A 20,350-nucleotide genomic window follows, 5' to 3' on the forward strand; every position below is an offset into this window, starting at 1 on the left:
TACGTTCTATTGGAGCTAGAAGTTATCCAGACTTAGCAAAAGCAATTGAAACTGCTTTTACTCAAGTCTCGTTAACTGATATTTATAATTGGTTTACCCATTCTTGTTACTGTACTTCACCAGACTGAGAAATGCTATAATCCTATGAGTGAAGAACAAATCAATCACTTGGTGGGAGTGAAACCGGAGGAACGAGAGACAACTTTTAAGAAAGTTCGCATTTTTAACCATCTTTGGAATGAGCCAGATACTTTTATTTCTTGTGGAATAATTTCGGCAGATGAGATAGTAGAAATTAGCGGTGGAATGCTACATCAAGAAGTTGATGTGCGTGTTAATAAGCTTGTCACCGAATATGATTTGATCGTGATTTGCGGCCCAGTTTTTCCCCACGAAGTTGTCGGTTTCTCTGGTGGAAATAAATATTTTTTTCCCGGTATTAGTGGTCAGGAAGTAATTAATCTCTCACACTGGTTAGGTGCTTTAATCACTTGTTACGAAATTATTGGTACACTCGGAATAACACCCGTTCGGCGTTTGATTAACCGAGCCGCTAGCCTGATTTATACCCCAAAGCTTTGTTTGGCGATGGTGGTCGCACCGAAAACAAATCAGCTAGCTGGACTCTATATAGATCAACCAGAGTCAGCCTGGGAAGCTGCTGCACAATTATCAGCTAAACTGCATATTAAATATGTAGAGCAGCCTTTTAAACAAGTGCTTTCAGTCATGCCCCAAATGTATGATGACATTTGGACAGCAGCTAAAGGAATGTACAAACTAGAGCCTGTAGTTGCTGATGGAGGTGAAGTAATTATATATGCTCCTCACATTACCGAGTTTAGCTATACACACGGCGAAATTCTCTCCCAAGTTGGCTATCATGTGCGGGATTACTTTCTCAAACAGTGGCATAAATTCCAAGAATATCCTGCTGGAGTGCTGGCTCATAGTACTCATTTAAAAGGGATGGGTACTTTTGATTTTATAGAAGGGGAACAAGCACGGATTCGTGTCACTTTAGCTACTGGTATTTCTGCTGAACGCTGTGCTGCTCATAACTTGAGCTATCGTGATCCTGATACTATTAGACTAGCAGAATGGGCTAACCGAGAGGATGAAGGTATCTTGCTTGTGCCCAAAGCTGGGGAGATACTATACCGTTTAAGTTCTAGCAAATTTTAGGTAACTAAATCCTAGTTTTCGAGACGCGATAAATCGCCGTCTCTACAAGTATTGAATCATAAATTGCGATATCTACGATGGGCTACGCCTACGCGATCGCAATCAAAGATTTTCCACTTCGCGCTATTCTTGATCAAACGTCAGCGAATCAGTTTATTGCAGCGAACAAAAAAGCATGGGTGGCAAATTAATTGTATTTGAAGGGGTGGAAGGCTGTGGCAAAACCAGCCAAATGCAGCTTTGTTCTGAGTGGTTGGAAAGTCTAGGTGTTTCTGTGGTGGTAACTCGTGAACCAGGGGGAACAGAGTTAGGTTTACATCTTCGCCGCTTGCTACTAGAAAAGTCAGAGGATAAACCAGTTGCAGAAGTGACAGAACTTTTATTGTATGCTGCTGACCGATCGCAACACGTTGAACAAGAGCTTAAACCAAATCTCGCAGCCGGGAAATATATTTTATGCGATCGCTACACTGACTCTACCATTGCCTACCAAGGATATGGTCGCGGTCTGAATATGAGTTTAATCAATCAGCTTAACTATATTGCTACTGCTGGTTTAGAAAGTGACCTAACTATTTGGCTAGATGTCGATGTCGAAGTTGGACTGTCCCGCAAACTCTCAGACCAACTAGGATTAGACCGCATTGAACAAGAGACAATCGCTTTTCATCGCCGCGTTCAGCAAGGATACGCACATTTAGCAGCATCCCATCCCTCACGAATTGTACGAGTAGATGGCAGTTTGAGTAAAGAAGCTGTCCAACAGGTAATTCAAGGAATTTTGCGCGTACACCTGCACTTGGCGAGGTAGGGCAAAATTAACAATCTGGGGAAAGGGGAAAGGGAAAAGGGTAAGGGATTTAAACCCTTTACCCCGCCAAGTTCACTTGGCGAACTAATAGGGACGAAAGCGCGTAGCGGGACGCGTCTCTAAGAGTTGTACGGTTTTAACCAATATTCGTCACCCACTCGTACAGAATTCATACTGAATACTGAATCCTGAGTTCTGAATTCTTCTTATGAACCTAATACTTGACAATCATAGGTAACGTGCTATACCCTTTTTTTTAATGTGTTTATCCTCATCTACACACCTCGCCCGAACCTTGAAAACCGCATAATTCCGTTGAGGTGTGTCGATGCCTTACGCAGTAAGCTTTTCAGACTTCAAAATTGATACTTTTTTGAAAATTTTTTGTACTTTTCAAGAGGTGTGTCGATTGGGGTATCTGAAACCCGCTCCCAGTAAGGTTTCTAAAAGGTAACTCTTTACATAACCACTTCCCCTAACGGGGATGTAAACAATTTCCTCTCCAACTTTCTGCGCATTGGCAGAAAGTGACTTTACATAACCACTTCCCCTAACGGGGATGTAAACCCTACAAGAATGACAGCAAAAACCAATGGTAAACTTTACATAACCACTTCCCCTAACGGGGATGTAAACGAAAGAGTTTCCATTTTTTTGCTTTTGATAGATTTTACTTTACATAACCACTTCCCCTAACGGGGATGTAAACCTTTTGCAGAGTCACCGATGTCTCCGAGAACTGACTTTACATAACCACTTCCCCTAATGCTGTATCTAAGTTTTTTAATTGCGAATTGCCAATTGGTATCACAACCCTAAATTTAGCCTTTGAAAATGATGTCGTACAGTGACAGCAGAATTTCTACCACAATCAGAATCACCACATACCACTCTACACGCTGACTACTGCTATGCTGCATGAACTCCAGCACTGTTTGGGCGGTTTGAGAAATTAAATCTAGTTTACGTTCCAGGGCATGGTGACGCTCACGGATTTCGTATTCATCCTCCAAGCGCAGATATAAATTTTCTAGCTGTGGGGATTCCCAGAGTAACTCCGGCTTATCGATAATCTCTACTTGACCCACAATTTTATGTTGAACTAATAAGGTAGTCCCTAATTGACGCAGTAATTCCCGGCTCTGGTGTCTACTTCTGTTTTCCCGCTGGAGACTAGCTGCAAACGGTTCAATTTGATCAAATACAGTCGCTAGGCTGGTTTCATAGTGAGACAGCACAACACTCTTGGCGAGAATATCAGCCACTATCTGCAAGCGTTCTATACACAATTCATGCAGTAAAATTTTTCCTTCCTTAGCTCGTTCACTGTCCGTAATACTGAGTTGAACTTCCACCTCTTCTGTTTCTGGGTTGGCAAAAGAACCACTAATTTGAGAGGATAGTTTGGTCAAAAAAGCTACTTTTTCTACAGGCTCAAGGTTAAACAGGACAACCACACCATAAGCCAGCAATACTGCGTAGCCAGCTTCACCTGCTCTAACCATTAGTGGCATACTCGCCAAGGAAACGTAATTATCTAGCGTCTGTAAGTTAATACCTTTACCAAGGAATAGGGCCTGTGCTTTAAATCTTTCTTTATCATGAAAAAGGAGTTTTTGCATTGTTGCCCGGAAGCTATATTTTGCCTGCTTTACTGCTTTGGTAGCGATACTAAATTACATATTACGTCATCCGAGCGATCGCTATGTTAGTAATGAATGACTTACGCAAAATTGCTTGATATGTGGGTCTTCTCCCAAAGGGAAACGCCAAGGGCGATAGCGCAGCGTTAGCGAGTCTGTGAGCGTCTGCGGTTTCCCCAAGTGGAGCGACTGGCGTGGGTTAGGGGGGATCTAAAAGTGTCTAAAGTCACAGTGAAACACTTATGCTGTATTCATTTTTAATTTTTAATTTTTAATTCCGCCTTGCGGTACTAGCTTTTGCTAACTATAGAAATATTTCGTAGAATACTTACAATTTCAATTGGGTCTAACCGTTTAGTATAATCTGGATCAACAAAAGCATAAACAATTTTTCCATCTTGAGAAACTACAAATGTAGCTGGGATAGGTAATTCAAAAGACTCATCTCCATTGTATCTAGGTAACACATGACCTTTCTCGTGTAATATATGTCTTAGAGACTCTGGAATTTGAAACACAATCCCAAATTGACGAGCAATCATATTGCTGCGATCGCTCAATACTTCATAAGTTAGTTCATGTTTTTCTACAGTTGAGATAGTATGGCGAGCAGTTTGAGGTGAAATAGCAATTAGTGATGCTCCTAATGTTTGAATTGCAGGTAATGCTTGCTGGAGTCCTGCTAGTTCCAAGTTACAGAAAGGACACCAAGAACCTCGAAAAAAGGAAATAACTACAGCCCCACTAGTCAGTAGTTTTTCTATTTCTACTGATTGACCGAAAGCATTAGGTAGAATGAAATTAGGAATAATATCACCTACCTTTAAAGTTTGGTCAATCATACCAGAAGAAATTAGCTCATTTTTAATAGACTCGGTAAAATTCATCGTAATTTTCCTGAAAGCTAACTTATACTTTTATGTACCTTTCTAGAGAAATACTGTTGCAGTGAATTTACTGAAAAGTAATAAAATACATTTTTTATTGAAGAAGAATTCAGAAGTCAGAATTCAGGAGTCAGAATAAAGACGCTCGTTCGCGTAGCGTGTCGTAGACAAGACTCGCTAACGCTTCGCTATCCGCGAGTCATACAGAAAACATTGCTGAATTCTGACGACTGACGCCTTTATTCTGTTCGATAAAAGTAGACCCTTGAATTTGCATTTCCGGGATAATTGCTATAAGTGCCAAGGGATGATTATCATCTACTATTTTGGTTGTTTTTATACACGTTAAGCCATCTGATAAAATAATACCAATGCCGTACTTAATCAAGTGTAAATATAGATAATACTTGAACTACTTCTTCATCGGCTGATTGGGCTAGACTTAAGAAAGTTATGAGGACGCAAATATGACTGACAAAAATCGTTCTCAATGGGACTTAGGCAGGTTTATCGAAACCCTGACTTACTTTGAGGTAATTCCTTTCCTTAACTGGGTACAGCAGTTAATCCAAGGTCGTCCGAAGGATAATCAATATAGACCCAATGGAGGAAGAAACGTGGGTGTAATATTAGTAGCAGGTGCAACAGGTGGTGTAGGTAAACGAGTAGTGCTGCGATCGCTAGAGCAAGGTTATAAAGTTCGCGCACTAGTACGAGATATTGACAAAGCGCGGTCAATTCTTGGTAACGATATAGATTTAGTAGTTGCGGATATTACTCAACCAGAAACTTTAACTCCTTTAGTTATGGCTAATATCCAAGCTGTAGTTTGTTGTACAGCAGTGCGCGTACAACCAGTTGAGGGAGACACAGCAGATAGAGCCAAATATTATCAAGGTGTTAAATTTTACCAACCAGAAATCGTTGGTGACACCCCAGAAAATGTAGAATATCAAGGTGTCAAAAACTTAGTGCAAGCTGCGGCCAAATATTTACCCCAAGCAAACGAAAAACTAATATTTGATTTCACCAAGCCATCAGCAGAATTAAAAGATAACTGGGGAGCGTTAGATGATGTTGTTATGGGTGGCGTGAGTGCCAGTAATATTCAACTAGTAGAAAATACAGCTATATTTGCTGGTAATGTCTCCACCGCTAACTCTGGCGGATTTGCTTCTGTCAGAACTAAAAATTTTGATCCACCCTTCAACTTATCTGGTTACATAGGTGTGAAATTGCGCGTCAAAGGTGACGGTCAGCGTTATAAAATCTTTCTGCGAACAGATACAAAATGGGATGGTATTGGCTACAGCTATTCCTTTGACACGGTAGCTAATACCTGGATCGATATTCATATTCCTTTTGCAGATTTGATTCCCGTATTTCGGGCAAAAGTTGTCAAAGATGCGCCGCCAATTGAGCAAAGTAGAATTTGTTCATTCCAACTGATGTTGAGCAAATTTGAATATGATGGCGCTTTAAATCCCAAATTTACTGCTGGTGGTTTTGCTTTTCAGTTGGAATCAATTAAAGCTTATGGCGGGACAACTTTACCACAATTTATCCTCGTCAGTTCAGCAGGTGTAACCCGTCCCGGACGCCCTGGCATTAATTTAGATGAAGAACCCCCAGCGGTGAAATTAAATGACCAATTGGGAGGAATTTTAACTTGGAAATTGAAGGGAGAAGATAGTTTAAGAGAAAGCGGAATTCCTTATACGATTATTAGACCTTGTGCTTTAACTGAAGACGCAGGAGGTAAGGAATTAATATTCGAGCAAGGCGATAATATTAAGGGGAAAATCAGCCGTGAAGATGTGGCAAAACTTTGCGTACAAGCTCTAAAACTAGAAAAAGCGTGTAACGTCACCTTTGAGGTTAAACAGGGAGAAAATACTGTCAACTCTATCGATTGGCAGAGTTTATTTTCTAACTTACAACCAGATAAAAAATGAAATATCCACAGATTTTTAGTCTGTAAAGCATACCAGCAAACTCTGCTTAGTTAAGCTGTTGTCAGAAGTCAGCTATTGATATGAAAAAAATCAAGGTGCTAGTAATCGCCGGGATTTTAGTAACAATTATCTGGGGCAGTTTTTTTCCTAAAACTGCCTCATCGCAGCAAGTAGAATCCCGCATCAATAATCTGGAAGCCGACTTTAATCGCGTCGAGTCGCGGTTAAATCAGATAGAGTCTCAACTAGGTAGAACCGGCCAGTATCCATCCCCAAGGACAACACTTACCCCACGACAGCCAACTGGTTCTAGAGGAAATTTATCACAGCAAGATCGGATGTTTGATCGGCTTGCAACTTTGGTGATTGAATTAAAGCAACAAGTCAACAAATTAGAGGAGCGAGTTGCTAAATTAGAGCCAGTTGATAGATGATAAGTTCTATCTGTAGTAACATTTGTCAATCCAAATTCGCATTTCTTCTTCAGAACCAAAACACGCAGATCGTCCTGTAATTGGATCGTAGGCGTGCCAACAAGAAGTGTGACCACGACGGTCTGATTCGTGCCACACTTGGAGGTCAGAACCGCTACTCATCCAGATGACAAAATGTTGCCAATATTTTCGTAAACTTAACAAAAAATTAAATTTATTCATAGTGAAAGCACCTGATAAATAGTGAACTATTACTTTTACTTTCACGTAAGAGTTTTAAACTGAGAAGGTACAGTTGTGGCAGATTTGATCTAGTACAGTTCAGCTTCGTTTCAACTGGTATAGTAAAAAAACTCTCAACTGTACTAGGTAAAGTTGGTACAAATAGCTTATATTGCCAGTATTGATGATTATTCAGTCATTGACGAGTGTGCCAAAATGAAGATTTTGTTAGAACGGCAATCACACAAACCGATTTATTTACAAATTCGCGATCGCATCAGTCGTCTGATTAAATCTGGCGCACTCAAAAATGGCGATCGCCTGCCTTCTATCCGCTCTCTGGCAGATAGTTTACAAGTTAACAAACTCACTATTATTGAAGCCTATAACGTTTTAGAAGCAGATGGGATTGTTTCTGCTCGTCAGGGTTCGGGATATTTTGTCAGCAGTGTTTCTCTGAACAGTACCAACCTAGAATCTACATTTGCCCCAGCCCAAAATGTGATAATTACAAAACCAGGAAAGTGTTCTTTTTATGAAATGTATACTCCACTGGTGCAAGCACAAACTGAGCCAGGAATAATTAATTTTGGCTACGGTTATCCTCGTCCACCAAAAGATATCAACCTCATTGCCAGACGAGCGCTAAGACAAGAAGATACTGATATTTTCTTTCCTCATGAGATGCCTCAAGGACAACTAACTCTGTGCAGACAAATTGCCCAGATGCTAGTACATCAAGGATTAGAGGTTTTTCCAGAGGATTTAATTATTACTAATGGCTCTCAGCAAGGGTTGTCATTAGCGATGAATTATTATGTACAACCTGGTGATTGGGTGATTGTGGAAGCTCCCACTTATTATGGTGCAATTTCTATCTTAGAAAACTTAGGAGCCAAGATTATTGGTATTCCCATGACTGCCGAGGGAATGAATTTAGATTTATTAGAGCAATATCTACACAGCCACCGCCCGAAATTAATTTATACCATTAGTACCTTTCATAATCCAACCGGATTGACGACAACACAAAGTCATCGTCAACAATTATTAGCATTAGCCGAAAAGTATGAGTGCCCAATTTTGGAAGATAATGCTTATGAAGGAATAAATTTCGATGCTGTGCCGGCGCCAATTAAAGCTTTAGATAAAAATAATTTGGTGACTTACTTAAGCACCTTTTCTAAAACTTTAATGCCTGGTTTACGAGTAGGTTATATGGTAGTTACAGGTAAGCATTATCAAGCAATTATTGAGCAGAAGTTGCTTCATGACTTGCACACATCCAGTATTTCGCAAACAATAGTTAGCGAATATCTTGCTTCCGGACATTACCGCCGTCATCTCAGCCGACTTCGCACAGATAATCTGCAAAGTCGTAATACAATGCTGCAAGCTTTGGAACGTTATTTTCCTGAAGAGATTCGCTGGACAGTTCCCACGGGAGGATTATTTCTCTGGGTACAGTTACCAGATGATCTTCCGATTGGGACAATTCGCAAAGAAGCCTTCGCACAAAATGTCTATCTGGCGTGCGGTTCGGCATTTTTCCCCGATAAGCAGGGTTATCCGGCGATGCGTCTGACTTTCTGCCTTCCGCAAGAGGAGATTGAGCAAGGTATTTCGATTGTGGGTAAGTTGCTGAAAAAGTATATTTCCAGAAGAGACACCGAGAGTTGTCTGAGTAACGAAAGCCAGCGCTCAGTTAGCGGAACATTAGCGATCGCGCAGCGTTAGGTAGAAAATAGAAAAGATGCCGCATCTGTCCAAGTTGCAAGCATGGATAGGCTTGCGGGGAGGGGTTCTAAGAACAACTAGTAAGGGCTGCACCACATTGATCTTCCCTTGTTAACCACCCCTTAACACCTTGATATTCCACCTGTGCCCAATCTCCTTGACAACCGAGTAATTTGACAGCCGTATTAGCAGGAATTATTCTCAATTTTCGGCTTTCTTGACTGATACTACTATATAAATCCACACCATTAGTACCGTAACCCTGCGTTGTTAAGCCTAACTTTGGCACGAATACCCATCCAGTTCCTTGAAAACCATCGCTAGCATTAGTGATCTGTACCCAATCTCCAGCAGCACCAATAACCTGAACTGTTTCGTTGATCGGGATTTGCCCTAGAATTGTCTTATTTCTACTTGCACCACTCCGCACATTTAAACCTTGTGGATCTGTGTCAATGACATAGGCAAGAATATCGCACTTTTGTACATTAGTTGATTTCGCTAAAGCTATTTGATGAGCTATACCTGTATTGAACATCACGCTAATACAACTGAATACCAAGCTTGTTACTAACTTTAATGCTGGATTTTTCACTTTTTTTGTCATCTTTTCTTTAATTTTCTGGCATCAGTATCCAAGGCTGGAGTCTTATTTATGTCTCAGAATCTACCTAAAAAAATTAGGGTTAACTTTGTAAGGTAGTTCTCTAAAAGATATTTTAGTACTCTAATAACACTTTTAATTTTAGAAAATTTAGTCCTGTAATCGCTGATGGATGAAACACGACGACATGATTGAGTATTAAGATGCCAGTATATAATGTAGTTAACACCAACAGTATGTTTAGGTTTCGACAAAGATTTATTAAGTTATATGAATACCAAGATTCAGCCCATATCAGATAGCATAGTTCAAGAGATTATTAATCTCGATCATGTCAGTATTTTAGAATTAGACAAAGAAGAAATTATTAGCTTGTTTAAATCTAATGGAATCTTACTTTTTAGAGGATTTGATGTTAATACTGACATTTTTAAAGAATTTACCAATCTCTTGAGTACTGATTTTATAAATTATTATGGTGGTGCATTCAGTAGAAGGGTAATTAATGGAGATGAGACTCTTTTAAGCGTCAATGATTTTAAGTCTGAGATTAAATTGCATGGAGAAATGTATTATCAGCAGAATATCCCACTTATGCTGTGGTTTTTCTGTGCTAATCCACCATTAGAAGATGGTGAAACTACGGTATGTGATGGCAGACAATTTTTTAATGAAATTAGTAGTTCAACCAAAGAGTTGTTCAGGAAAAAGAAGCTAAAGTTTACTGTTCGGATGTCTCAACAAGACTGGCAGAAAAAATACCAAACAGATGATTTGAATAAGCTAGAAGAAATCTGTCAGAAGAATAAAACGCATCTGACAGTAAATGATGATCAATCGATTATGCTTGAATACATTTGTCCAGCCATTATCCCTAGTAGATGTGGAAAGTATCAAGTGTTTATTAATAGTCTATTGCCCACAAAGCAATTAAGTCCAAAAATCCTTAACTTTGAGGATGATTCAGAGATTTCTGATGAGGTTGTGTCTGAACTGAATGAAATTGCTGAAAAAATAACCACGGAAATTTCGTGGCAAAAAGGGGATATTTTAATGATTGATAATACAAGAATACTTCATGGGAGAAGAAGTTTTGCCGATGAGCAAAGAGATATTTATATCCGGCTATGTTCTCCAGCCTTTTCATTCTGATATGTTGTTACAGCAGGTTCCATTTATTTAAATGATCTCTGTCGTAAGGGTACAGCATTGCTGTGCTATTACTGTATGATTTAAACACAATACGTTTCAGTTAAGGGTTATTAGTGTAGATAATTGGTCTTTCAAGACGCGATGAATCGCGTCTCTACATCAGGGTTTTGGACTTATCTGAACTGTATTGATCTATAACAGGTTACTTCATATCATAGCCAAACAAATTCGGGTCTACTTCTCCTAACTGCAACTCTGCTAAACCATACTCTGCCCATCGTCTCTCTACCATCGCCGCCACCTCTGGGTCAGATTCCAAAGGTGAACCCCATTCATGGTCTGTTTCCGGCGGAATTTTTGTAGTTGCATCAATTCCCATACGTCCACCTAAGCCAATCTTTTCACTGGCAAAATCCAAGGTATCAAAAGGTGTATTCGGCAGAATAAAGACATCCCGCACTGGGTCAACTTTAGAACTAATCGCCCACACAACTTGACGCGGATCACGAATATTTATGTCTTTATCCACAACAATTACAAATTTTGTGTATGTAAATTGTGGTAAAGCACTCCAAAATGCTAAAGCAGCTCGTCGCGCTTGTCCCGGATATGCTTTATCAATGGAAATAATCGCCGCTTTGTAACTCAAAGCTTCCATTGGTAGGAAGAAATCGACAATTTCTGATACTTGTTGCCGCAGTATGGGCGTATAAATGCGATTTAGTGCGATCGCCATCATCGCTTCTTCTTTAGGTGGACGACCGCTAAATGTTGTTAAGTAAATCGGATTTTTCCGGTGCGTCATACACTCAAAGCGTACCAATGGCGAATCTTCCACGCCGCCGTAATAACCCATGTGGTCGCCAAAAGGCCCATCGGGTAAAACTTCTCCTGGTGTAATCGTCCCTTCCAAGACAAATTCGGAATCTGCGGGAACTTCCAAATCGACGGTTTTACATTTCGCCAACTGCACACCAGAACCGCCGTACAGTCCAGCGAACAGCCATTCTGATAAATCTACAGGGATGGGTGTGGCAGCTGCCATAATAATTAGAGGATCAACACCAAGTGCGATCGCAACTTCTAATTTCTTCCCACGTTCGGCCGCTTTTCGCAAATGCCTGGCCCCACCCCGCACCGATAACCAGTGAACCGTCATCGTATTCTTGGATTGCAGTTGCAAGCGATACACACCTACATTTGGTGTCCCCGTCTCACAATCTTTGGTAATTACCAATCCCAGCGTGATAATCTTACCAGCATCACCAATATAAGGACGTATCAAAGGCAACTTGTTTAAATCTAAATCATTACCTTGAAGTACAACTTGCTGACAAGCAGGGAAAAAATCCCGTCCTGGTTTTGCCTTCACCACGTCAAACAATACTTTTCCAAAATCTATCGCCTGGGAAATCTTCTTCGGCGGTTTTGGCTGTTGCAGCATACTGAGTTTTTTCCCCAGAGTTTCCAATTCTTCTGGATGCTGCATATTCATTGCCCAGCAAATCCTTTCCACAGTTCCCATCAAATTCACCGCCACCGGGAAAGAAGCGCCTTTGACGTTTTCAAACAACAACCCTGGGCCACCTTTTTGCAGCATCCGGTTGGAAATCTCAGCAATTTCTAAATCTGGGTCAACTAAAGCTGAAATTCGCCGTAATTGTCCTCTTTCTTCCAAAATTTTAATGAATCCCCGTAAGTCTCTCGCCATTGTTCTAATAAAATTGATTGTTTAAGAAGTGTGAAGCGCTTTCTTATATTATGGGGCATGAGGCACTTGTACTGAGCTTTGTCGTTAGCACAGCCTCTCGTAAAGAGCCTCTTGATTCTGACCGGAGCTAACGGAAACGTCTCCGGCTCCGCTCCTGAATTCTGACTTCTGAATTCTTCTTCAATGGTTTTAATTGGAAATTAACCTATTTAGTAACTTTTCTTAACTGTGTTTCCCAAAGTATTTAGTTATTGTATCTAGGGATACGCAATTATTTTTTATAAATAAGCGCTAACCTAATCAAACATGGCCAGAATATACTATACCTTCCTGGCAGGTGGCCTTGTTATGTGGTTCCTGCTAGGTTTATTTGTTACAAGCTTAGGCTGTGCATTGCTTTTAGGTTTTTCTGAATTTTTGTTGGTTTTGTTCAACTAATAATGTTGACTTTACCAGTGTCAATGTCGTAACAAGCGCCAACAATTTTTAGTTTATCTTCACGGAGCAATTTAGCTAAAATAGTTGAGCTTTCCTGCAATTTTTCAGTCTGATACTGAATGTTAGCTATAACCGCATCTTGCATATTATCACCAGTTCTGAACTTTACCCTTTCTACAGATGGTTTAATGCTCTCAATAATTAAACCAATTCTGCCAGGAAGTGGTTCGTTCTTGATTGCTTCTGCTACTGCACCACATCTTTTATGACCCAAAACTACAATTAACTGCGAACCTAATACGGTTGTAGAGTATTCCAGACTACCTATAACCGTGTCACTGACGACATTACCAGCAACTCGCACGACAAATAAATCTCCAAGTCCTTGATCAAAAACGATTTCCGCAGGTACTCTAGAATCTGCACAGCCTAATATAGCGGCAAACGGATACTGAGCTTTAGCAACTAATCGTAGACGTTCTAGTGATTGAGCCGGATATTGACGTTTTTGCTGGATAAATCTTTGATTACCATCCAGTAAACGTCTGATGGCTTCATTCGGACTGATTGGATTAGGGTTAACTGGGTGAATATCAGCAACAGCAGTTTGCTCTGAATTCCAAAAGCTATCACCAAAAGCAGTAGCCGCAATACCTACTACACTTGCAAATTTTAAGAAATCACGTCGCCCTACAAATCCATTAATTCGACTCATTAATCTAGCTGATAACAACAAAGCTGTTCTCAGGAAGATATCAGATTCAAGCAAGATACAAGAGTACCTTTTTACACGATTTAAGAGTCATTTAATCTTCACATTAATCGTAACTTAGAACTTAAGTAGGTAGGCATAATTAAACATATAACAAAATTCTAGTTTGTAGTGAGCAATTCATAGCTAATAGAAAGTTTTATCAGGACTAAATAAAGTCATTACTACAAACTTGAACTGATTTATGCCTGTTTATTGTATGTATTCCTGTGCTTTTTTGGGAATACTTAACACAGTATTGAGTATTATTATGCCTTTTTTAAACAAAATAAACTGGAATTTTTTGCGTAAAAATTCTCCAAATCTTTCTGGGATAGATCCGTTTGTCCCCAGCCAACAATCTGCAACACCATCAACCCCCAAAAACCTTGCTGAATTAGAGCATGAAATGGAGTTAAAGGGGCGGGTTCTCAAAACATCTCCTCAGCAAACGCATAGCAAAGCCAAGCGGGGTATAGGTAGTAGACTTATTTGGATAGCAATACTTATAGGCATTCCCAGTGGTGTAATTTGGGTGGCGAATCAGCCTTACCCGGTGATTCGCCGTCCAGTGATGCTCCATGCACCTTTTTTGTTGCTACCCAGCTACATCAGCATGGATAATCACTATCGGCAGGCGTTGGTATCAGTTGAGCAAGCTGAACAATTGATTGAAAAAGCTACTAGTCCCGCTGATTTGGCTTTGGGAGAACAAAAGCTACAAAAAACACAACAACATCTAGACCAGTTACCAACTTACTTTGTCAATGATTGGTCACAATACAGATATTGGTGGTATGACTCGCGGTTCAGCATCTACGGTTTTAATACATTTCGGAGTAAAGTTGGGCAGCTAAAAGCTCAGGTTTTTCAAGAAAAGAATGCTCAGTTCTTGCTTACTGATAATATGCAGACCTTCTTAAATGCAAAACAGCAATATGAACGGGCTACAACAGTACTTGATAAACAGACTGCAACAGCTGCTTGGCAAACGGCGCTGAATCAATTCGAGCAGATTCCTGGTGAAACTTTGGCAGGAAAAACTGTACAAAATCAACTAGATAATTATAAGCGTGAGTTTCAGGAAGTTGTTGGATTGGCAGCGGGAAACGATCGCATCAGTGCATTAATCACCGCAGCGCGGCAATTTTCTTGGCAAGCTGCCAAAACTGGTCAAAATCCGCCGCACAGCGTAACTGAATGGCGACAGATAGAAAAGTTGTGGATGGAGGCAATTGAGCGGCTTAAAGAAATTTCTTCAAAAGACGTGGCGGGTTATACCGAGGCACAGAAGTTATTAGCAATTTATGAGGCGAATTTAGGTGAAGTTAAGGTCAGGCGGCAATCTGAGGCTGATGCTGTGGAAGCTTTGGAGGCGGCACAACGAAAAATCGAAAGGTTGTTGGCTTCAATTCCTACTGATGCTAATGATGTGGAGCGTAATCGGGTGTTGAGCCAATTGCAGAGTATTATTAATCAATTAGAAAAGGTGCAAAATGGCACAACAGCCTATCTGAAAGCTCAAGAGTTACTACTGTCGGCAAATAATAAACTCAGGCAGCTACAGGTTAAATAAATGGTGCGATCGCTTTGATATGATCTTCTTGGCTAAGTGATGCCTGTCATCACCTGACTTAAATCTGTGTAAGTTCATTTGTACTATGTGTTTTCTGTTTGATTTCTAGCCAGTTGTGGTGAAGCGATGACGCTTGCGCTGCATCCACTTTAGGGTGGTTCGGAGAGCGTGGGCGTCAACAACTGGCCATTGGGTGGGGTTTTGAGACGGGAATTTATCCCTTGTAGAATTTTCTCAATTTCCCTGTAACCCTGTTGATATATCAATTAAAACTGCAACAGAAAAATTTTGGATGCCAAATTGCCAAAAGCACTCGACGTAATTACTAATTCGTAATTCGTAATTCGTAATTCGTAATTCGTAATGACGCTCCTACGGATGCTCGTTCCTCTCTACAAGACGCTGCGCTAACGTGATTCGTAATTAAGAAACCAGTTAGAGCAAGAGACTTTTATCGAAACAGAATTCAGGAGTCAGGAGCCAGAATTCAGTTGGGTATTCTGTGCGACTCGTGGATAGCGCAGCGTTAGCGAGTATTCGAGCGTCTTGATTCTGACCAGAGGCGGAGCGTCTCCGGCTCTGTTCCTGAATTCTGACTTCTGAATTCTTCTTCAATAGGTTGTATAGGTTGCAACCTTATGGTTTGGGTCTAAATACTCATCCATGACGTAATCAAGAATTACGAATTGCTAATGGGGGTTCTGACAAATCCGGGTAATTTACATTTTGGTCAATTTTTCCTGAATGATTGTCCTGTTTTACCTTTCTACTCGCTGTAGATGTGATTAGAAACGCAAGGATTATTGGGGAGAATTCTTTGAGCATCGAAAACGACGGTCGCGGCAGTGGCAGGATTTGTATTTAGTTATAGATAGCGTCGGCGCAGCCCACCAGAGGCATCGCTATCGCCTGATGAAGCTCCCTTATGAAGCTGGTGTTATGTTGAATGGGGCAAGAGTGATTAAAAAAGATTAATGTCTCTTACCCGCTCCTAGATATAGCTCACCCACTTTCGGGTCATTCAACAATTCTTCACCAGGGCCGGAGATCGCATCACGTCCCGACTCTAATACATATCCACGATTAGCCATCTCTAAAGCTTTACGGGCATTTTGTTCTACTAATACGATCGCAGTACCCGCCTGATTAATTTGTTTAATCTGCTCAAACACTTGTGTCACCAAGATGGGGGACAAAGCAGCAGATGGTTCATCCAAAATCAGTAAGCTAGGCTCCAACATTAAAGCTTTGCCCATCGCTAGCATCTGGCGTTCTCCTCCAGAGAGAGTACCAGCGCGTTGACGACGGCGATCGCTTAGTCTGGGAAACATAGTAAATATTTTATCTTTAATTGGTTTCAGAGGAACGTTAAGCACAAAAGCACCCATCTCCAAGTTCTCTTCAACACTGAGAGAGGGAAAGACATTGGCGATTTGCGGTACGTAGCACATTCCTCGTTGGACAATTTGATTGGACTTTAGCCCCACGATATTTTCACCTTTGAAGGTAATTGTGCCTGTGTGGGGGATCAAAAGTCCAAAAATTGCTTTTGCCAAAGTAGATTTACCCGCACCGTTGGGGCCAATCACTGTCACCAATTCTCCTGCTGCAACCTGGAAATTTACGCCTTGCAGGATATCCACATCTTTGATGTATCCAGCGTGGACATTTTGAACGTCTAGTAAATAGTCATTTGTCATTTGTCATTTGTCATTTGTCATTAGGTCAACAGTCAAGTCAAACATAACTATTGACTATTGACTGTTGACTATGGACTATTACGGAGTTTTTTGCAACTCCGGTCGTTCTTCTGCCAGAATTGCCCCTTCCACAGGGCAAACTTGGAGACATATACCACAGTCGATGCAAGTGGCAAAGTCAATCCAGTACCAATCAGTTCCCTTGGCATTTTTGCCTGGGCCATCATGAATACAAGCTACTGGACAGGCATCTACGCAGTCAGCGACGCCTTCACAGACTTCTGTAACAATCGTGTGCGGCATGTTCTCGATTCCCTCTTTTCTGTATCGGCTATTTCTAGCCTAGCAGGGGAATGCTGAGGCTGAGTGCTGAGTCATGAGTGCTGAGTGCTGAGTGAGGAATCTCACTTTTTTACTCAGAACTCAGAACTCGGAACTATTTTGCCCCATGCCCACTAACGCAATGATTCAATTTTTGGTGAACCGTCAGCTTTGATCCAAGCAATTTGGGCTATGCTGCGATCGCGTGCGTATTGGCGAATAGCCTCTGCATCTCTTCCCCCCAAATCAATTTCTACCCGCACCAAATCAGTAGAATCTCTGAGTTTTTGCGCGTAGGCAAAGGCAAAGGCGTTAGCACTGGCTGTCTCTGGTGCTACCAACCAGTCACTCGCTGGGGTTGACTGTGGTAATTGCTGAGTAGATAACAAAACTTGGTATAAATCTTCGATACTGAGTCCAAAACCAATACCAGGTATGTTTTCTCCCTGGGGATGATATAGCCCTAAAAGCTGGTCATATCGACCACCCCGCCCTAAAACTCTGGCTTGAGATTCGGTATCATTGACAACTTCAAAGACAATACCAGTGTAGTAGTCTATGGTCTGGATGAGGCTGAGGTCGAGGATTAAGGGAAAATTTTTCTCTGATTCTAGTAATTCTACTAGGGATTTGAGGTTATTTACTGCCTCTCGCTGTTCTTCATCTAGATCCAAACTACTGACTTTTTGTAACACTTCTGCACTTGGCCCGCGCAAATCCATGATGATTCGGGCGCGATCGCGGAGTTTGTCACTCAGGGGTAGATTATCTATAGTAATGCGGTCGAGATGAGCGATCGCACTGCGAACTTGATCTTGTAAATTACCAGGAAAGGCACTCAGGAGCGATCGGGTAATTCCCGCCTCACCTAAAATTAAATGCCATCCCTGCAAACCCAATGCTGCCAAACAATCTGCTACTAACAGCAGAACTTCGGCATTCGCCAGCAATCCGCCAGTACCTAACAACTCCACCCCAGCTTGATAAAACTCCTGTTGGCGATTGTGTCTACTTTCCCAAGTGCGGCGAAACACATTGGCGTTATAGTACAACCGTTGCGGATAAGTGACACCTGCCATCCGAGTCACAACAGTACGAGCAATAGATGCTGTTAATTCTGGACGTAACCCTAATTCATCATCTTCGCCATTTTGTTGTAGTTGAATGACCATTTGACGCTGGATTGCTTCCCCCGCCATCAGGGTATCCATGCGCTCTAAAGTTGAGGTGATAATCCTGTGATATCCCCAACGGTGAAACACCTGCTGTAACCGATCTTCAATCCAGCGTTTTTTCTCCACATCCAAGGGCAATAAATCCCTGGCTCCCGCTGCTGGTTGATACACCATTATTTTTTCTTCCCACCAAACAAACCACCGAACAAACCACCGCTACCAGATTTATCTGGTTGCTTATCTCCATTATTGGGGGATGAAGTCACCTTATGATCACTCGGTTGTTGTCCTAGAGCTTTATCTATTTTTGGTTTCCATTGCAATGCCGTTTCGTCATTGGGGTCTAATTTTAGAGCATTGTCAAAATGGATTTTTGCCATTTTTAGCTGATTTTGCTTCAAATACACCATTGCAATTAAGCTATGGCAGCGGCTATTTTTCGGTTCTAGCTTTAGGGCTTCTTGCAACTCTACTTTGGCTGAGGCAAATTGGTTTTTATCAATCAAAGATTGAGCGCGACGAACATACTGTTCTACAACCGAGTCTTCTTTTGGTGGCGCTGGTGCTGGTGGTGTGTTTTTTGGTGTATTTTGCTGAGGCGTACCTGATTGGACTTTGGGTTGAGCAGGTGGCGGCGGCGCTGCGGATGATTTAGCCGCACTCCGCATTAAATATACTAAGTTCAACTCACTAACTTGGGCAATAACTTGCAGCACTTGCTCTAAAGAATCATATTGAGTTTGGGCTATTTTTGCGATCGCACTTTTATAGAAATGATCGAGATTAGCCGCCTCGGTTAACTGTCTAGCCAAGTCGGTGTTGAGAGTTACCGAAGTAGATTCTTGTACCAGGCGCTTGCCAATTTGCGACAAAATTAAAATATATTCCGTGCGAGTGCGATCGCCACAAAGTTTTTCGTAAGCAGGGTTAACCAGCTTTGATAAAAATTCGTTACCTAGCTGTTTTTGAGCAGCCGTTTCAGTAAAACTACTATCCGGGTGTAAGCGGCGGGCGATTTGAAGATAGCGTTTGCGAATCTCTTTGACATCCGCATCAACTGGAACGCACAATACTGCGTGATGATCTATGAAATCATATTTAAATAGTCCACGATCTATTTTGAAAGACATATAGATTTTTTTGCACCAAAGGAGCGTTAGATTCCTCTTAGTTTACCCAAAGTCGGGAGGAAAGCCCCCATCTGCTACACCCATGCTGACAGTGGCGGGACTTGTAAAAGTTCGCTACTGAGGGAGCCGTGAATATAACCATTTGTAGCCAGAACTCTACCTGACTCAATTTTGACGGGAGTACCATCGTAGGCGGTGACTTTGCCCCCGGCTTCTTGTACCAAAATTATCCCAGCGGCAATATCCCAAGGAGAAAGCCCCCGTTCCCAGTAACCATCGACACGCCCACAGGCGACATAAGCCAAATCTAGCGAGGCAGAACCGCTACGTCTGACTCCTTGGGTAAGATGGGTGAGGTGACTAAATTCTGCGTAGTTGTTATCAGAGGTTTCGCGCCGATCATAAGCAAAACCTGTTACTAATAGGCTTTTACTCAGTTCAGATGTTTCTGAAACTTTTATGGGACGACGGTTACGCGTTGCTCCTAAGCCAGCAGCCGCACGGAATAATTCATTGTGAAATGGGTCAAAAATTACACCAACTTGTGGAACGCCATTAATTAATAGCCCGATGGAAACAGCAAAAAATGGGTATTGATGAGCATAGTTAGTTGTGCCATCTAAAGGATCTATTGCCCAGAGGTATTCATTCTCTTGATTACCGAATTTCCCTGATTCTTCAGCGAGGATAGAATGCTGGGGAAAGTGACGACGCAAAATTTCTAAAATCAACTTTTCAGAGGCTTTATCAGCAGCAGTGACTAAATCACCAGGGCGTCCTTTTTCAATAATTGCGTCTTCTAACTTACCCAAGTAGCCTTGCAAAATAGCACCAGCAGCCAAGGCCGCTTCTGTCGCAATATCTAGAAAAATTTGTAGATTAGTCATTTGTCATTTGTCATTTGTCATTGGGCATGGA

At 41.4% G+C, this 20,350-nt stretch carries 19 protein-coding genes and 1 CRISPR repeat array; of the genes, 7 read left to right on the plus strand and 12 right to left on the minus strand.

Annotated elements, in window-relative coordinates; all coding sequences use genetic code 11:
• Positions 1–144 precede the first annotated feature (144 nt).
• Together A4S05_RS33990 and tmk are read left to right on the plus strand one after the other, a co-directional pair.
• Positions 145–1,185: a lactate racemase domain-containing protein gene (locus A4S05_RS33990; RefSeq protein ID WP_256091355.1), complete on the plus strand. Its 1,041-nt coding sequence runs from the start codon at positions 145–147 to the stop codon at positions 1,183–1,185.
• 175 nt (positions 1,186–1,360) lie between these two features.
• Positions 1,361–1,996: a dTMP kinase gene (gene tmk, locus A4S05_RS33995; RefSeq protein ID WP_069074177.1), complete on the plus strand. Its 636-nt coding sequence runs from the start codon at positions 1,361–1,363 to the stop codon at positions 1,994–1,996.
• 455 nt (positions 1,997–2,451) lie between these two features.
• A CRISPR array of direct repeats spans positions 2,452–2,775; the repeat unit is 37 nt; unit sequence ACTTTACATAACCACTTCCCCTAACGGGGATGTAAAC.
• Positions 2,776–2,817: 42 nt separating this feature from the next.
• On the opposite strand, the gene A4S05_RS34000 is transcribed toward tmk, so the two are convergent.
• The 3 genes from A4S05_RS34000 to A4S05_RS42310 all read right to left on the minus strand — a co-directional run bounded on the left by A4S05_RS34000 (position 2,818) and on the right by A4S05_RS42310 (position 4,914).
• A complete protein-coding gene (locus tag A4S05_RS34000; protein WP_069074178.1) occupies positions 2,818–3,618 on the minus strand; it encodes an RMD1 family protein in 801 nt (266 codons plus the stop codon).
• A gap of 311 nt (positions 3,619–3,929) precedes the next feature.
• Positions 3,930–4,526, minus strand: a complete 597-nt coding sequence (locus A4S05_RS34005; protein WP_084227366.1) for a peroxiredoxin-like family protein — start codon at positions 4,524–4,526, stop codon at positions 3,930–3,932.
• A 199-nt stretch (positions 4,527–4,725) separates the two neighbouring features.
• Complete coding sequence (locus tag A4S05_RS42310; protein ID WP_176727189.1) at positions 4,726–4,914, minus strand: hypothetical protein; 189 nt, start codon at positions 4,912–4,914, stop codon at positions 4,726–4,728.
• Positions 4,915–4,993: 79 nt separating this feature from the next.
• Here A4S05_RS42310 and A4S05_RS34010 point away from each other — a divergent pair, with 79 nt between their 5' ends.
• Both A4S05_RS34010 and A4S05_RS34015 read left to right on the plus strand, forming a co-directional pair.
• The gene (locus A4S05_RS34010) at positions 4,994–6,481 is read left to right on the plus strand and encodes a CIA30 family protein (protein ID WP_069074179.1); all 1,488 of its coding nucleotides are present in this window, start codon (positions 4,994–4,996) and stop codon (positions 6,479–6,481) included.
• An 80-nt stretch (positions 6,482–6,561) separates the two neighbouring features.
• Positions 6,562–6,915 (plus strand): hypothetical protein, encoded by a 354-nt coding sequence (locus A4S05_RS34015; RefSeq protein WP_069074180.1) that lies wholly within the window; start codon positions 6,562–6,564, stop codon positions 6,913–6,915.
• A 6-nt stretch (positions 6,916–6,921) separates the two neighbouring features.
• Here A4S05_RS34015 and A4S05_RS34020 read toward each other — a convergent pair whose 3' ends face one another.
• On the minus strand, positions 6,922–7,137 hold the full coding sequence (locus tag A4S05_RS34020; protein WP_069074181.1) for a hypothetical protein: 216 nt from the start codon (positions 7,135–7,137) through the stop codon (positions 6,922–6,924).
• 216 nt (positions 7,138–7,353) lie between these two features.
• Here A4S05_RS34020 and A4S05_RS34025 point away from each other — a divergent pair, with 216 nt between their 5' ends.
• On the plus strand, positions 7,354–8,874 hold the full coding sequence (locus tag A4S05_RS34025; RefSeq protein WP_256091356.1) for an aminotransferase-like domain-containing protein: 1,521 nt from the start codon (positions 7,354–7,356) through the stop codon (positions 8,872–8,874).
• Between the two features lie 67 nt (positions 8,875–8,941).
• Here A4S05_RS34025 and A4S05_RS34030 read toward each other — a convergent pair whose 3' ends face one another.
• Positions 8,942–9,481: an SH3 domain-containing protein gene (locus A4S05_RS34030; protein ID WP_141699887.1), complete on the minus strand. Its 540-nt coding sequence runs from the start codon at positions 9,479–9,481 to the stop codon at positions 8,942–8,944.
• A gap of 267 nt (positions 9,482–9,748) precedes the next feature.
• Here A4S05_RS34030 and A4S05_RS34035 point away from each other — a divergent pair, with 267 nt between their 5' ends.
• On the plus strand, positions 9,749–10,630 hold the full coding sequence (locus A4S05_RS34035) for a TauD/TfdA family dioxygenase (RefSeq protein ID WP_069074182.1): 882 nt from the start codon (positions 9,749–9,751) through the stop codon (positions 10,628–10,630).
• Between the two features lie 202 nt (positions 10,631–10,832).
• Here the strand turns inward: A4S05_RS34035 and A4S05_RS34040 are convergent, their stop codons facing one another.
• Together A4S05_RS34040 and A4S05_RS34045 are read right to left on the minus strand one after the other, a co-directional pair.
• Complete coding sequence (locus tag A4S05_RS34040) at positions 10,833–12,341, minus strand: UbiD family decarboxylase (RefSeq protein WP_069074183.1); 1,509 nt, start codon at positions 12,339–12,341, stop codon at positions 10,833–10,835.
• Positions 12,342–12,771: 430 nt separating this feature from the next.
• On the minus strand, positions 12,772–13,494 hold the full coding sequence (locus A4S05_RS34045; RefSeq protein ID WP_069074184.1) for a carbonic anhydrase: 723 nt from the start codon (positions 13,492–13,494) through the stop codon (positions 12,772–12,774).
• 307 nt (positions 13,495–13,801) lie between these two features.
• On the opposite strand from A4S05_RS34045, the gene A4S05_RS34050 reads away from it, so the two are divergent.
• Positions 13,802–15,106 (plus strand): hypothetical protein, encoded by a 1,305-nt coding sequence (locus A4S05_RS34050; protein WP_069074185.1) that lies wholly within the window; start codon positions 13,802–13,804, stop codon positions 15,104–15,106.
• 971 nt (positions 15,107–16,077) lie between these two features.
• Here the strand turns inward: A4S05_RS34050 and A4S05_RS34055 are convergent.
• The 5 genes from A4S05_RS34055 to A4S05_RS34075 all read right to left on the minus strand — a co-directional run bounded on the left by A4S05_RS34055 (position 16,078) and on the right by A4S05_RS34075 (position 20,319).
• Entirely contained in the window at positions 16,078–16,806 is a 729-nt protein-coding gene (locus tag A4S05_RS34055) for an ABC transporter ATP-binding protein (RefSeq protein ID WP_069074186.1), read from the minus strand.
• Positions 16,807–16,884: 78 nt separating this feature from the next.
• The gene (locus A4S05_RS34060; RefSeq protein ID WP_012407913.1) at positions 16,885–17,109 is read right to left on the minus strand and encodes an indolepyruvate ferredoxin oxidoreductase subunit alpha; all 225 of its coding nucleotides are present in this window, start codon (positions 17,107–17,109) and stop codon (positions 16,885–16,887) included.
• A gap of 152 nt (positions 17,110–17,261) precedes the next feature.
• Positions 17,262–18,476, minus strand: a complete 1,215-nt coding sequence (locus A4S05_RS34065) for an ATP phosphoribosyltransferase regulatory subunit (RefSeq protein ID WP_069074187.1) — start codon at positions 18,474–18,476, stop codon at positions 17,262–17,264.
• Entirely contained in the window at positions 18,476–19,432 is a 957-nt protein-coding gene (locus tag A4S05_RS34070; RefSeq protein ID WP_069074188.1) for a J domain-containing protein, read from the minus strand. Before A4S05_RS34070 ends, A4S05_RS34065 begins: the two co-directional genes overlap by 1 nt.
• 74 nt (positions 19,433–19,506) lie before the next feature.
• Positions 19,507–20,319, minus strand: coding sequence for an inositol monophosphatase family protein (locus A4S05_RS34075; protein WP_069074189.1), 813 nt, complete (start codon positions 20,317–20,319; stop codon positions 19,507–19,509).
• Positions 20,320–20,350 lie beyond the last annotated feature (31 nt).

Origin of the sequence: Nostoc sp. KVJ20, from assembly GCF_001712795.1 — a bacterium.
In the GTDB taxonomy this organism is placed as follows: domain Bacteria; phylum Cyanobacteriota; class Cyanobacteriia; order Cyanobacteriales; family Nostocaceae; genus Nostoc.